Genomic DNA, 15,028 nt, shown 5'->3' with positions numbered 1-15,028 from the left:
TCAATTTGGGAGCCAGTTGATTGCCCAAGGCCCGTTCGGCGGTCGTTGGCTTGACGACAAGTAGCTTTTCGCCGATCCACCAACTCTAGCATTTTCAGCACCGCGCCATAGTTTTAGGATGCGCCCCATCGCAAACGCCCTAAACTTAAAGACCAACAGTTACCAAAGGCCTCGTACGTGAATATCGAAAACCGCATGATGATGCCGCCCCGCCATGAGCTGCGAAAAGTGCGCAATCAGGGCATGACCTTTCTGGCTCTGGCGTTTCTGTTCAGCATATTCGTCAACATCCTGATGCTGACCGGGCCTTTGTTCATGTTGCAAGTCTATGACCGGGTGCTTGGCTCGCGTGCGGTGGAAACGCTGACAGCGCTGTTCTTGTTGGTGGCGTTGCTCTATGCGCTTATGGCAATGTTGGATTATGCCCGCGGCAGAATCGTGGCGCGGTTCGGGGCTCGCTTCCAGTCGCAGCTGGACGAGCGCGTGTTTGATGCAACCCTGCGCCGGTCTCTACATCCGCAGGCGCGATCAGCTCCGGCAACGGCGCTACGCGATCTTGAGTCGATTCAGAATCTGTGTTCCTCCCCCGTCTTGCTGGCGGTGATGGACATCCCGTGGACCCCGGTTTTTCTGGCGGCGATCTTCCTGTTCCATCCGCTGTTGGGCTGGCTGGCCGTTGCAGGCGGTTCCCTGCTGATCGTGATTGCGCTGTTAAACCAGGGGCTGACGCGCCACAAGGTGGCCTCGGCACAACGGGCTTCGGCACAGGCCAACGCCTTTTCGGAACATGCCAGACAGGCCGCCGAGGTGGTGCGATCACAAGGCATGCAGGAGGACATCACCCAGCGTTGGCAAAGCCAGCGGACAAATGCCCTGCGTCAGACCATCGCTGCCAGTGACTGGACCGGCAGCTTTACCTCGCTGACCAAATCTCTGCGGCTGTTTCTGCAATCGGCGATGCTGGCACTTGGTGCTTGGCTGGTGCTGCGCAACGAGTTGACGCCTGGCGCGATGATCGCCGGATCGATCCTGCTGGGCCGCGCGCTGGCGCCGGTCGAACAAGCCGTGGGCCAATGGGGGATGGTCGAGCGCGCGAGAACGGCCTGGACATCGCTGAACCGGTTTCTGGACGCAACCCCGCCGGAAAAGCCGCGCACCAAACTACCCGTGCCCGAGGCTCGTCTGACCGCCAAGGGCCTGACGGTCATCCCGCCGGGCGCGGACAAGCCAACCCTGCGAAACGTCACGCTGCGGCTTGAACCGGGCCACGCGCTGGGTGTCATCGGCAAAAGCGGTTCGGGAAAATCGACAATGGCCAAGGCCCTGTTGGGCTTGTGGCAACCGGCTGCGGGAGAAATCCGGCTGGGCGGTGCGACGCTGGATCAATATGATCCCACCGATCTGGGTCAACATATCGGCTACCTGCCGCAGGAAGTGACGCTGTTCAACGGAACGGTGGCAGAAAACATCGCTCGCATGTCGGAAAAACCGGATCCCGAAGCCGTTGTGGCTGCGGCGAAAAAAGCCAAGGCGCATGAGTTGATCCTGACCCTCAGCAAGGGGTACGACACGTTTCTGGAAGGCAATGACAGCCAGTTGTCCGGTGGTCAGAAACAACGTATCGCATTGGCGCGCGCCCTGTACGGGGACCCGGTCATGCTGATCCTGGACGAACCAAACTCGGCCCTGGACTCCGAAGGAACCGAGGCGCTGAACGCCGCTGTTCGGGGCCTGAAAGAGGCCGGTAAATCCGCCATCATCATGACCCATCGCCCACAGGCGATCTCGGAATGTGACGATCTGGCAGTTGTCGAAAACGGTCAAGTGGTGAAAACCGGCAGCCGGGACGAGGTGCTGGCTGCCATGGTGCAGAATGCCGGTGCGATCAAACGGGGCCTCAGTCAGGTGAAAAAAGATGCAGGATAAGGCGGCTCAGGATACACGCCCGGTGTGGCGGATTACGGTACCGGCCTTTGTCGGTTTTACAGCCCTGATCGTTCTTGTCGGCGGGTTGGGCGTCTGGGCGGTTCAGACCCGTCTGGCCGGGGCTATTGTCTCGCAGGGGAGCATTGAAGTTCAAAGCAATAGGCAGGTTGTTGAACACCCTGATGGCGGCGTTGTCGGAGAGATTTTTGTCCGCGACGGAGATGTGGTCTCCGAAGGCGACATGCTGGTCCGTCTGGACGATACGTTTTTGTCATCTGAGAAAACCATCGTTGAATCTCAACTGTTTGAGCTGATGGCGCGGCGGGCTCGTTTGGAGGCCGAACGTGACGGTGCAGGTCCCGAGGAACTGGTAACTCAATTGGCTTCTGTTCAAGAGCAGGAAGACATAGATGCAGATCTGACCGCAGGTCAGCAGAGCTTGTTCGAAGCCCGACTGGAAACCCTGACACAGCAAACTCAGCAACTCGGCAAACAGCGCGACCAGATCGAAACAGAGATCGAAGGCACAGAGGCGCAACTTGTCTCATTGCGGCGGCAGGTTGAACTCATTCAAGAGGAACTGGACGATCAACAAAGCCTGCTAAATCGTGGCCTGACGCAGGCAAGCCGGGTTTCCGCCCTGCAGCGCGAAGAAGCCAGCCTGACCGGCGAGATTGGTCGGTTGGAGGCGACAGTTGCACGCTTGGCAGGGCAAATTGCTGCAACAGAGATCGAAATTGTGGAATTGGCCGCCACGCGGCGCGAAGAGGCCATCACAGAACTGCGGGATGTTCAGACGCAGATATTGGAATTGGCCGAGCGTCGCCTGTCTCTGGATGTACGGCTGTCGCGGCTGGATATCCGCGCGCCTGTCGCCGGAACGGTCTATGGCAGTCAGGTCTTTGCGCTGCAGTCGGTGATACAGCCGGCAGAACCGATGATGTATGTGGTGCCGCAGGACACGCCCCTGCTGGTGGCTGCACGAGTAGATGCGATCCATGTGGATCAGCTATTTGTCGGCCAACCCGTATCCTTGCGCTTTCCGGCGTTCAATCAACGTGAAACGCCCGAAATTGAAGGGCAGGTCATCACTGTTTCGGCAGACACCTTCACTGATGAAAACACCGGCCAGACCTATTACCGTGCGGAAGTTGCCCCGGAAAACAGCGAACTCGAACGTCTGAACGGACAGGCCTTGTTGCCCGGGATGCCGGTGGAAACCATGATCAAAACTGACGAAAGAAGCCCCTTGTCCTATTTGATCAAGCCGTTGGCCGACTATTTCAACCGGGCCTTCCGCGAGTAATGGCGACGGTGGTATTCAGAGCTGCTCGACGTTCCCCAACAGGATCGCGGTCATGTCTGCAGCAATCACATTGTCGACTGCCGTCACGTTTACACCGGTTTCGTAACTGACATTGGTTTCCGTGATGCCCGACAGGTCTGTGTCCTTGTCCAAGAAGACCCATCCCGCGTCATGCCCCGTCGGCAGGCCGACAGATAGCTTAAGGATGGCCAAAGCGTCGAACGCATTGACAGTTCCATCCTGATTGACATCTGCTGCGATCAGGTTTTCCGGTGTCGCCGGGCCCCATGTCGGGTCGAGCCCGACCGAGAGCCGGAGAACCTGCAAGGCATCCAGTGCCGTGATTCTGTCACTGGCCAGCGAATAGGTTTTGACGATGTCCAATTCGCCCTCAAACGTGCCCGAGGGCAAACCCAGATCAAAACGCCCTTCGTCATCCGCTCGAACGGCGATGGTCCCTCCCCCATTCGGAGTAAAGCGGATTTCAGCATGGGACAGGGCCGGGTTCGCGGTTTCCGAGTTGATCGAGATATCGCCCAGAATCCCGTCCGAGCTGACGGGGTCCAAACCACCAAAATCCCCGAAGTCCACCGGAATGTGATCCGGTCCGCCAAACCCCGCTCCGAACACTTCGGCGCTGGTCAAAGGGCCTCCGGTCGCGGAATTGATAACAATCACCTCGTTGATGAATTCGATCTGCGCCCCCTGTGCAGTGGCTGTAAACGTCAACTGACCCGGCGTGCGCAGCAGCGGATAGTCGAACAGATCCAACCGATCGACACCAGCCTGAAAGCCGTTAATCGTCGTCGGGTCACTGCCATATTGCATGACAAAGATATCCGCCCCGGTTCCGCCATCCATCGTGGTCGCTCCGACGCCTGCGATCAGAATGTCGTCCCCTGCCCCGCCCAACAAGGTGGTATCAAGGATACTGCCGCTGAGTATGTCGTTCTGCGCCGATCCGGAGACTGTACCGAACCCGGATTGTACTATCCCCAGATCGTCGGTTGAAACGCTGAGTTGCGTCAGCCCCGCATCCTGTTGCGATCCGACCAGAATCTGCAATTCGTCCCCGACATACGCAACACTCAGCGTTTCGACATTTTGCAGGCCGCTTTGCACAGTGTCGGCAAAACTGTCCAGATGCACCAGTTGGCCGTTCGGCGTCAGGGCAAACAGGGTCACACCGTCATCGCCGCCGCCAGCCACGACAAACACATGCCCGTCGGCTTCGATCACGGCCAGATCCTGTACAGTTTCAAACCGCGTATGCAGCGAATCCAGAACGTGGTCAGTTGCAATCAGACGTCCGTCAGCCGCCAGCTCCATCACGCTGAGCGAGTTGCTGCCCGCCCCTGCCACAACAACCCAGGACTGGCCGTATGCCTGCACCACCTCGACCGCTGTCGGTGTCGCGATCCCCAGTGTTGCCAGCGCGTCGCTGTTGTCGACCGTGGTCAGGGCACCGGTGTTTTGATCGACCTTGTAAGTGTTGATCGCGCCGCTGACGGCATCGGCCACAATCACGAAATGATCTGCCCCGGCTTGCAGCACCTGCATCGAATCAGCCTGCCCTGCGACCGAATCTGCCAGACTCAGTGACCCATCCCCGTTCACGGTATAAGCCGCTATCCGCCCTGTACCCTCATGCGCGATGGTCAACACATCGCCAAACTGAGCAAGGGCCGAGATATCTCCACCACCGACTAACGAGCCGGTTTCCTGCAAGGCGCCCACGGTCCCGTTTGGATTGAGTTTATACCCGACCAGTCCAATCGCCGTGCGCACATCCAGAACAAGATGATCATCTCCGACCAGCAATACGGGCATGGCACTGTCGCCGACCTGATACGTGATCGTGCCACTGAAATACTCGATGTCCTGCAATTGCGGCAGAGCGCCCTCGACCAGCTTCCACACCGCAATTCCGCCACCCGGGCCGGTCACGCTGTACAGATACGTTTCGCCATTAAGCGTTTTTAAAGCCGTATCGCCGATACCTGAATCGAGCGCAGCGCTCCCTGTTGCAACCACGCCTTCGAACTGAAGCACCATATCAAATCACCCCACGCCAAATCTGGCACCGACTACAGGATGATCTGATGCCCAGTTCGAAACCAAAGCGGGAATGTGGAGAAAACGAGGAGTTCGGCTTCAGTTTAACTCAATTTTTTCTGGTCCGACCGCATGAGTCACCGAAGGGAAAGACAGATGAACAAAACCTGGACCCCTCGGGCGGGCGCGGAAACCACATGTGAGGGCAAGATGACCAAAGAACCCGAATCCAAGATCCATCCGGCTACGGATCAATCTGATTTCGAGCGTAAGCAAAACATCCGTCGGTGGATCGACGGCAAAATGCGCCGTTGGGCCGGTCGTGGCATTGCGGGTGGGCTCGGGTCGACAATCCTGGCCCTGCCCGCACTGGCGCAGGCCACTGTCGAAGAGCTTTATGCCTTCCAATTCGCGGAAACCATTCCCGGGGTACGCTCGGTCAAGCTGCTGGATAATGGCGACGTTCTTCTGAAACTGGCAGATGGCCGCAAACTGGTTGTGGCCGCCGAAAATGTGCAGGTGCTGGAAAGCGGTGCGGTTATGATTGCCGAGGGCGTCGTATCCGAGATCGCCCAGTTCAGCCTGGCCGAGGCTGGCGGTGCCGCTGCGGTCGGGGGAATCAGTGGAACCGGTGCCGCTCTGGGTGGCTTGGGTCTGGCGGGTGCCGCGGCCGCTGCCGGTGGTGGTGGCGGTGGAGGGGACGACGATGCCTCTCCCGCGCCTACGCCTGCGCCCAACTATCCGGTACTCAATCTGGCCGGCTCGCAAGCCAACACTTTGAGTAGCGCCTATCTGAACCTGACCGCGCCGGAAGGTACGGAAACGGTTGAAGTAACCATCGGCCCGGTCACCAAGACCGTAACGCCCGAAGCTGATGGATCATGGAGCGTTTCACTGACCCCGGCTGAGGCCGCTTCTCTACCGCAAGGCGTGCAATCCGTGGCGATCCGCAATCTTGATACCGAGGGTACGGAATTGTCGTCTGAATCGGTTGCATTCGATGTGGATACCATCCCCCCGACTCTGACAATATCGGGGTTTTCGGACGGCGCGGTGATGAACGCAGCCGAACAGGCCACCGATCTGACCATTACCGGCACGACAACAGCCGAAGATGGCCAGACCGTCACCGTCACCATCTATGGGCAAGTTTACGAAGGCACAGCTTCCGGCGGGCAGTGGAGTGTAACAGTCCCTGCCGCAGGGCTGGCCGTCATGCCGGACGGCGCGACGATTGCCGTCACTGCGGACGTCACCGATCAGGCGGGCAATCCGGCCGCGCAAGCCGGGTCCAGCTTTGATACGGACTTTACCGCTCCAACAATTTCATTGGACCCGGTTGCCGGTGGGTCGATTGAATTGATCGACGTCAGCACCGATCTGACGTTGACAGGATCGACCACTGCCGTCGATGGTCGTCCCATTACCGTGACGTTCGATGGGCAACCCTATTCGACCTCCGCCGCGGGCGGCATCTGGAGCGTGACGATCCCCAGCGCCGATCTTGCTGGCCTGTCCACTGGTGTACCTGCCGCATTCAACGTCACTGTTTCCGACGCAGCTGGCAACGTCTCAGTGCCGGTTTCGGTGTCTGTTCCGGTTGATTTGACTGGCCCGTCTGTCACCATCTCTCCGTTGTCCGTCGGTGCGGTTTTGAATGCAGTTGAAGTGGGGTCCGACCTGACGATCTCGGGCACAACCGGCAATGTACAGGACGGACAGCAGGTTTCGGTCAACCTGAACGGTCAGACCTATGCCAATACCGTCTCGGGCGGCAGTTGGAGCGTAACAGTCCCAGCCGCCGATCTGGCTGCCTTACCAGACGGAGGGAATTTCACAATCTCTGCGGACGTTTCGGATTCCGATGGTCTGGCAGCGCCTCAGGCCAATGTGCCATTGGCCAAAGATGTGACCGCCCCGACGCTGTCGGTCGACAGCTTCTCGGACGGTGCCGTGCTGAACGCGGCTGAGCAGGGCACGGACCTGACTATCACGGGTTCGACCACGGCCGAAGACGGGCAGAGCGTTACCGTTTCTATGAACGGGCAAACCTACACTGGTGCTGCATCCGGTGGTGCGTGGTCCGTTACCGTTCCTGCCGCCGATCTGACAGCCTTGTCGGACGGGGCCACCATTGCAGTCACTGCAGATGTGACCGACCAGGCAGGGAACCCGGCGATCCAGGCCAGCAACAACTTTAATACGGACTTCACTGCGCCGACGGTGAACATCACAAACCTTTCGGATGGTGCCATCATGAACGCCGCGGAACAGGGCACGGACCTGACGGTAACCGGCACCTCTGACGCAGTGGATGGCACGGTGGTCTCGGTCGAAATCGCCCGCCCCGACGGAACCGTGGATGTCACCGGCACGGCCACGGTCAGCAGCGGCAACTGGAGCTATACGACCCCAGCCTCGGACCTAAGTGCGTTGCAGGATGGGGTCTCCTACGATGTGAACGCGTCGGTGTCAGATGCAGGAGGTAACAGCGCCCAGAATCGTGCGAGCTTTGACACCGATTTCACTGCTCCAACCGTAACACTCGATCCCCTATCCGTGGGATCCGAACTGGACGTGACCGAACAAGGCAGCGATCTGACGATCACCGGCGCAACCAGCGCCAAGGATGGGCAAACCGTTTCTGTCACCCTGAACGGACAGACCTATTCCGGTGTCGCATCCGGCGGTACATGGTTGGCAACTGTTCCCGCGGTCGATTTGGCCGCTCTGTCGGACAGCACCGGCTATCCGATCTCGGCCAGTGTATCCGATCAGGCCGGTAACCCGGCAACCCCGGCCACAACCACGCTGACTACGGATCTCCGCCCGGTTTTGTCCATGAACCCTGTCGGCACGAACAACGCTGTTTCACTGGCTGACGCTCAGGCATCTGGCGTAACCGTTTCCGGGACATCGATCGGCCTGAGCACTGGCAAAGCAGTGGGTATTTCACTCAACGGAAGCCCGATTGGCAGCGCAACTGTGGCGGCCGATGGCAGTTGGTCTTTGGCTGTCCCGGCCTCGGACTTCTCGGGTCTCGATTCGGGTGATACTCTTAACTTCTCGGCTGATGCTACGGTTTCCGGCGGGCCGGACCCTGCAACCGCAACCGATGAGAACACCGCGCACGAACCTGCGGGTTATGTCATCACTCAGGCCGGAATTTCCGGGAACACGGTGACGTTCGAGGTCTACGCGGACTTGGACACAGATATTTCAGGTGGGCTCGCCCTGGATGTGAAACTGGGTTTCGATCCCTCCGTAGCGACCTACGACCTCGGTTCTGAGATCCCAAATAGCGGTATCTTTGGCTTCTTCGCCAATCCGGATGGGGCATCGCTGATCCGTTTCTCCGGTGCCTCGACCACCATCACAGACCTGAGCCAACCCCTGATGAGCTTCGACATGACGGTCGTCGATGCAAGCAAACCAATTGAGCTGTCGATCGCGACGTCTGTTGGCGGGCATTCCGTCTTCCAGCTCGGAACCAACGGTGTTGACGCGCTAGTCGCAACCGATGTCGACAACATCATCCGCGGGCAGGGCGGCAACGATGCGATTGATGTTTCCGCCGCAGGTCGTGACATTGTAGTGTTCGAGGCAGACCCGGCGGTTAACGGCCTCGACACGGTGACGGGTTTCACGATCGGCCCGGCGGCCGAAGTGGCGGACGCCATTATGTTCAGTGGCCTGAGTGTTGGAACTCTGCGCGGTGACGGAACAGATGTCGAAACTTTGGCCGTTGGCGATGCGATTGGCACCGATACCGGTGTTGTTGGCCTGACAACGGCTTTGGGCGATTTGTCCCAAAACACGATCGAAGCCGCGGTTGAGAGCTTTACCGGGCTTCAAGCAGGCGACGAAATCTACGTCATGGCAACGGACGGTACTGACAGCGTGTTGGTAAAAGTCGACTACAGTGCTCCGAACTCAGCGTCTGTTGAAACCGTCGCGCAATTCACTGGGCTGGATGACCTGACCGGTCTGAGCACAGACAACATCCTGCATACCGATCCCACCGGAGCAACCGCCTGATCACCAAAATGGCTGCCGGTCGCTCTGATTGGCAGCCGTAGCAAAAAATGGGGTAACGATGGCGCAGAACGACCTGGTTCCAGTCACTGCCGCAAGGCACGGGCGCCAATACTGGAAACATTTCACCTCTTACGAATTCGCAGCCAATCGCGCTGAATGCGCGATTGTATTGCAGGAAGTACCGCAAATTGCAGCGGCCTTTCCGATTGTGTTCAGGGAAAGCGGCAGGGATATCGAACCCAGGGCCGTTTTGTCCCTGTCACAGGATATGCCTACCCCTTTTGTTTCCAAAGACGGGCGATGGTTGGCAGGTTACGTTCCATCCGAGCTGCGATGCCACCCCTTTCATGCAGAGCCCTTGGGCCAGAGCACGGCCAACGGATCAACCCTGTTTCAGCTGAATGTGGATGAAACATCCGGGCTGCTAAGCACCAACTCGAAAGACGAACCTTTCTTTGACGGGGCCGGGATTCTGTCACCGGCATTACGCGATGTGCGCAGGTTCCTTCAAAACCGTGTTGCGGCCCGCGAGGCGACTCTGGAAATTTGCCGGGTAATCAAGGCTATGGGGCTATTTGAACCCGCTGAATCCCACGATGGCATCACATTGCCTTCCGGGGCTTTGGGCATATCGACACCGCGCCTAAAGAAACTGTCGCGGGCTGAAAAACTGAAACTGGTTGATTCAGGTGCCTTTCTGCTGATCCACGGCCACCAGATCTCGCTTTGCCATTTCGCTTGGCTGGCACGCGCACAGCAACAGCTGGTCGAGCAAATCTCGCGACAGAAATATACCGAAAATTCAGACATTTCCGGTTTCCTTAGCGCAATGGCCAACGCTCAGAACGACGATTTCCTTGGAACCAGTGGGGTGTGAAACACCTATGCCAATACTCAATCGCAGTCCCGGAAGTGCACTTTATTTCCTCCTTGCCGCAGTGTTGTCGGCCTGTACACCTACGCCCGACCTGACAGGGGTTGAGATGTCCCTGTCCAGCGGGTCCGTCGGGGCTGGTGCAAGCGCACCTGCACCTCGGTTGGCGCAGAGTCCGTTTGGTCAACGGATCAAGTCAGCCGTCGAATCAAACCCGGACCTGGCGCAAAGCGCAACGCGGCTGGAAATTGCAGCAGCAAACACGGATGCCGCAAAGGGGGCCTTTCTGCCTCGACTCTCCGTTGGCGTAAACGCGCGGTCCGAACGCGTAGACTCCGACATTGCCGATGTCACGCCTTATCTGCGCATTTCTCAATTGGTTTATGATGGCGGGGCGGCGTCGAATGATCTGGCAGCGGCAAAGGCGCGCGTGTTGCAAAGCCGCGGAGACCAGGTGCAGACGGCATCGGCGGTGGCGCTGTCGGCGATCGAAGCCTATGTCGTGGTTCTGGACCGGCGGAAAATTCTGGAGATATCTACCCGGAATGTCGCGGTTCATGAAGAGCTGGTGCGCCAGATCACGGAACGCTCGACACAAGGAGTGGGGTCGAATGCTGATGTTCTGACGGCGCGCTCTCGCATGGCGGATGCCCAGACGCGGTTGGCAGATGCCAGGGCGCGCCTGGACCGTGCAGATGCGCAGTATCGAGAGTTTTTTAGCGCGGCGCCCGACGCTCTCCCACCACCCGTCACGGCTCCGAAACTGTCGCGGACCGACGCCCAGATCGTGATGGACAGCCCGCAGGTCAGGCGGGCCGATGCAGCCCTGCTGTCGGCAAAGGCAGAGCAGGCCACCGCCCTTGCTCGCCGTCAGCCCGGCGTTGAAATCGCAGCTTTTGCCGACCGGGATGACAGCAACGACGCGAATTTCGGTGTCGATCTGTCCTTCAACTACGAAATCGACAGTACGGGGCAACGACGGGCGGCCATCGCGGCAGCAGAGGCACAGGTTAAAGAGGCGGAATTTGCGCGGGACTCGGTCATTCGGGACATTCGCCGCGAGCTGGAGTTCATTCGTTCCGACCAGCAAGCCGGCGCAGTTCGCCTTCAGGCAGCCCGGGTTGCCGTGCAGGCCAACGCCGACAGTGTCACCGCCGCTCGCGAACAGTTTACCATCGGCAGGCGCAGCCTGATCGAAATTCTGGATGCACAGCGGGATTATGTGAACGCGCAGGAAAGGCTGATCCTGGCCGAACAGAGTTTCTTTCTGACCAACTACGCCGCGCTGAGCCTCACGGGCGACATCCTGGATCTGCTGGGCGTCTCAACGGTGAAATGGGGTGACGGTCTATGACACAGCTTTTGCCTATATCGCGCGCACCTTCGCTCTCTGCCCTCGAAGCTTGCTTGTTGCATGTCGCAGCCCAACTGGACCGCCCCTTGACGGTGGCCGCCCTGCACGCTGCCCAAACCGGCGCATCAGATGAACTGACCGTTCGCGATGCCATCGATGTGGCGCAAAACTCCGGATTGCAGGCCGGGTACGGTAAACGCAAGTTGCAGGATTTTGACGCGACCCTGTCACCTGCCCTGTTGGTCTTGGAGAACAACAAAGCCGTTGTGTTCCACGGTCGCACGCGTGACGGCAGCCTTCTGATCTTCGATCCGGACCTTGGGGACGGGATCGGCGAAGTGTCAGAGGACAAACTGGGCCGCACGTACACCGGATACGCGATCCTGTTTCGCCGCGACCACCGGGCCGAGGCCTCGGGCAATGAGGCCCTCTCGGCCGGTCATTGGTTCTGGTCGGCGATGGCGGCAAACCGGTGGTCCTATACACAAGTGGTTCTGGCCGCGGCGCTGGCAAACTTGCTGGGGCTGTCCACATCGATCTTCATCATGGTTGTCTATGACCGCGTATTGCCGAATGAGGCTACCGAATCCTTGATCGCCCTGACTGCCGGTGTGGGCCTCGCCCTGGGGTTTGATTTCCTTCTGAAACTCTTGCGTGCCGGGTTCATCGACCGCGCCGGACAAAAGGCTGACATGCAGATGGGGCGGCGTGTTTTCGATCAGGTGTTGAACATCCGCATGAAGTCTCGCACCGGGTCAACCGGCGCGATGGCAAGCACTGTGCGAGAGTTCGAAACCCTGCGAGAGTTTTTCACCTCGGCAACGCTGGTTGCGTTGGTTGATCTGCCGTTTATTGCCCTGTTCGTCTTTGTCATCCATCTGGTCGGCGGTCCGCTGGCCCTGATCCCTGCCCTTGCGGTTCCGATTGTCTTGCTGGCCGGAGTGGCCGTGCAGCCTATATTGTCGCGTCTGGCCGAGAAGAGTTTCTCGGACGGCCAGTCCAAGCAATCTGTTCTGGTGGAAACCGTTTCGGGGCTTGAGACGATCAAGACCACAGCGGCGGCCAGACCAATGCGAACCCGCTGGGAAAGCGCGATTGAGCGTCAATCCTCGCACGGTACGCGCAGCCGTATGGTGACACAGTTCGCCCTGAACCTGACCGGGTTCACCCAGCAGGCGGCGCAGGTTTTGATCGTCTTCTACGGCGTGTTTTTGATAACCGATGGGCAAGCAAGCATGGGGGCTTTGGTCGCTTCGGTAATGCTGACCGGGCGGGCTCTGGCGCCATTGGGGCAGCTTGCCCAGACCCTGACCCGTGTCAATCAGGCCCGCAGCGCGTATCGCAATCTGAACGCGTTGATGCAGGCCGAGAGCGAAAGACCGCATGGGCGCAGCTGGATCAGCCGAAACAGCTTTGACGGTCGCATCCGATTCAAAAAACGTCCACTTCGCCTACCCAGATCAGGCAGAGGATACACTGACCGGGGTATCCTTCTCGATCGAACCCGGTGAAAAAGTTGCGATTTTGGGGCCAATCGGGTCCGGGAAAAGTACGATCTCGCGTCTGCTGCTTGGGCTGTACGAGCCGCGGACCGGTTCTGTCATGCTGGATGGCGTGGATATTCGCCAGATTGATCCGGGCGATTTGCGCCGCAATGTCGGCTCCGTATTGCAGGATATCTGGCTGTTTTCCGGGACGGTGCGCGAAAACATCAGCAGTGGCACTGTCCGACCGCGCGATCAGGACCTGATCCGCGCAGGACAGGTGGCCGGGGTAGAAGACTTCATCGCCCATCACCCTAACGGCTATGATCTGAAACTGGCCGAACGCGGCGAAGGCCTGTCCGGAGGACAGCGGCAGGCCATCGCGCTGGCCAGAGCTCTGATCGGACGCCCGCCGGTTCTTTTGCTGGATGAACCGACCAGTGCGATGGACGTGAAAACCGAAGCGGAAGTGATCCGGCGCCTCAAACAGGACACGCAGGACACCACGATGGTCATCGTCACACATCGCACCAGCCTATTGGAACTGGTGGACCGGGTGATCGTGATCGAAGGTGGACGTGTGTCTGCCGATGGGCCCAAGAGTATGCTCGCTCAACACGCGCGCAAGGCAGGGAGGCACCTGAATGTCGCGGCAACCTGACCTCGCCACCCTCGCGCGGGAAATGCGCGGGCGTTCACCGTTGCGCGGCTCCCTGCTTTTAATGGTGATTGCCTCATGCCTGATCGCGCTAGGCCTTTGGGCGCACCTGACTGAGCTGGACGATGTGACACGCGTGGACGGGCGGATTGTACCTTCGGCCGACGTTCAGGTGATAGAAGCCACGGAACCCGGTGTTCTGCAATCGTTGAAGGTTCGCGAAGGACAGGTGGTCGACAAAGGCAAATTGTTGATGGAGTTCGAAACAACCCAGATCGACAGCCAGTTCAACCAGGAACAGCAGCGCACCTTCGGCCTGATGGCGCGAACGCAACGCTTGCAGGCGGAAATCGACGGGACTGACCTGAGTTTTTCACCAGACCTGATCACAGGCGCACCCGAGGTGGTGCGATCGGAGACCGCGCTGTATCAGGGACGGCAATCCGAGCTACTCGCTGAAATCGCCATCCTTGAGCGCCAGCGTCAACAACGGCAGCAGGAATACGAAGAAGGCCTTGTCGACCGGATCACCGCAAACGAAACGCTCAGGCTATTGGCGGAAGAGCGCGCGATGATGGAACCCCTTGTGGCAAAAAGGATGGAGCCCGCAACAACGCTTTTAACGCTGCGTCGCGGTGAGACCGAGTGGGAAGGTCGGAAAACACGGGCTATGGCCGCGACCAACCGTCTGAAAACCGGTCTGGATGAGATAGACGACCGCATCCGCGCGACCCGCAGCCGATTTCGCAGCGCCGCGTTGACGGATCTGGCGGTGGCAACCACCGAACTTGCCGCGCTGCAACCGGTTTTGCCCGCGCTTCGGGATAGGGTCGACAGGGCGCAGGTGCGGTCTCCGGTACGTGGCATCGTCAACCGGCTACATCGAAGTACGATCGGAGGGCTGGCGCGCAGTGGGGAAGAACTGATTGAAATCGTACCCTTGAATGACACTTTGCTTGTCGAAGCTTATGTTCGACCGGAAGACATCGCATTCCTACATGCCGGGCAGTTGGTCAAGGTCAAGATCACGGCATATGACTTTGCTCGATACGGGGCGCTGGACGGCCAGATCATGCGGATCGGTGCGGACACGATCACGCGGTCCGAACGCAATGACGAAGAGGTTTTCGTGGTGGAGATTGAAACCAGCAATGCGATGTTGGACGCCGATGGTGTCGCCGTCGAAATCATTCCCGGCATGATTGCTGAGGTTGATATCCTGTCGGGCCGCAAGACGGTTCTGGAATATCTGTTGCAGCCGGTTGTCAAAATCAGGGACAGAGCTTTTCGCGATTAGGAATTTCGACAGTCGGCACTGGCCTTGCATGTGCCG

General features: G+C 59.0%; 9 protein-coding genes. 8 read left to right on the top strand and 1 reads right to left on the bottom strand.

Annotation, left to right across the window (positions count from 1 at the left end; all coding sequences use genetic code 11):
* Window positions 1-195: 195 nt before the first annotated feature.
* Both ACR0KW_RS20005 and ACR0KW_RS20000 read left to right on the top strand, forming a co-directional pair.
* A complete protein-coding gene (locus tag ACR0KW_RS20005; RefSeq protein WP_480806575.1) occupies window positions 196-1,926 on the top strand; it encodes a type I secretion system permease/ATPase in 1,731 nt (576 codons plus the stop codon).
* Window positions 1,916-3,232: an HlyD family type I secretion periplasmic adaptor subunit gene (locus ACR0KW_RS20000; RefSeq protein WP_480806562.1), complete on the top strand. Its 1,317-nt coding sequence runs from the start codon at window positions 1,916-1,918 to the stop codon at window positions 3,230-3,232. The genes ACR0KW_RS20005 and ACR0KW_RS20000 overlap by 11 nt, the downstream gene beginning before the upstream one ends.
* Before the next feature lie 15 nt (window positions 3,233-3,247).
* Here ACR0KW_RS20000 and ACR0KW_RS19995 read toward each other — a convergent pair whose 3' ends face one another.
* Window positions 3,248-5,287, bottom strand: a complete 2,040-nt coding sequence (locus tag ACR0KW_RS19995; protein ID WP_480806561.1) for a beta-propeller fold lactonase family protein — start codon at window positions 5,285-5,287, stop codon at window positions 3,248-3,250.
* 156 nt (window positions 5,288-5,443) lie between these two features.
* Here ACR0KW_RS19995 and ACR0KW_RS19990 point away from each other — a divergent pair, with 156 nt between their 5' ends.
* The 6 genes from ACR0KW_RS19990 to ACR0KW_RS19965 are packed head-to-tail and all read left to right on the top strand — an operon-like array spanning window position 5,444 to window position 14,992.
* The gene (locus ACR0KW_RS19990) at window positions 5,444-9,325 is read left to right on the top strand and encodes an Ig-like domain-containing protein (RefSeq protein WP_480806560.1); all 3,882 of its coding nucleotides are present in this window, start codon (window positions 5,444-5,446) and stop codon (window positions 9,323-9,325) included.
* 58 nt (window positions 9,326-9,383) lie between these two features.
* Entirely contained in the window at window positions 9,384-10,202 is an 819-nt protein-coding gene (locus tag ACR0KW_RS19985; protein ID WP_480806559.1) for a SapC family protein, read from the top strand.
* A 7-nt stretch (window positions 10,203-10,209) separates the two neighbouring features.
* The gene (locus tag ACR0KW_RS19980; RefSeq protein WP_480806558.1) at window positions 10,210-11,553 is read left to right on the top strand and encodes a TolC family protein; all 1,344 of its coding nucleotides are present in this window, start codon (window positions 10,210-10,212) and stop codon (window positions 11,551-11,553) included.
* Window positions 11,550-13,064 carry an ABC transporter transmembrane domain-containing protein gene (locus tag ACR0KW_RS19975; protein WP_480806557.1) on the top strand — a complete coding sequence of 505 codons (1,515 nt, stop codon included), beginning with the start codon at window positions 11,550-11,552 and terminating at the stop codon, window positions 13,062-13,064. The genes ACR0KW_RS19980 and ACR0KW_RS19975 overlap by 4 nt, the downstream gene beginning before the upstream one ends.
* Complete coding sequence (locus tag ACR0KW_RS19970) at window positions 12,967-13,698, top strand: ATP-binding cassette domain-containing protein (RefSeq protein WP_480806556.1); 732 nt, start codon at window positions 12,967-12,969, stop codon at window positions 13,696-13,698. The genes ACR0KW_RS19975 and ACR0KW_RS19970 overlap by 98 nt, the downstream gene beginning before the upstream one ends.
* Window positions 13,682-14,992 (top strand): HlyD family type I secretion periplasmic adaptor subunit, encoded by a 1,311-nt coding sequence (locus tag ACR0KW_RS19965; RefSeq protein ID WP_480806555.1) that lies wholly within the window; start codon window positions 13,682-13,684, stop codon window positions 14,990-14,992. Before ACR0KW_RS19970 ends, ACR0KW_RS19965 begins: the two co-directional genes overlap by 17 nt.
* The last annotated feature ends 36 nt before the right edge of the window (window positions 14,993-15,028 follow it).

It is taken from the genome of Ruegeria sp. CG11 (assembly GCF_056537245.1).
Note: the sequence above shows the minus strand (reverse complement) of the source record. Positions and strands in the feature narration are given on the sequence as shown.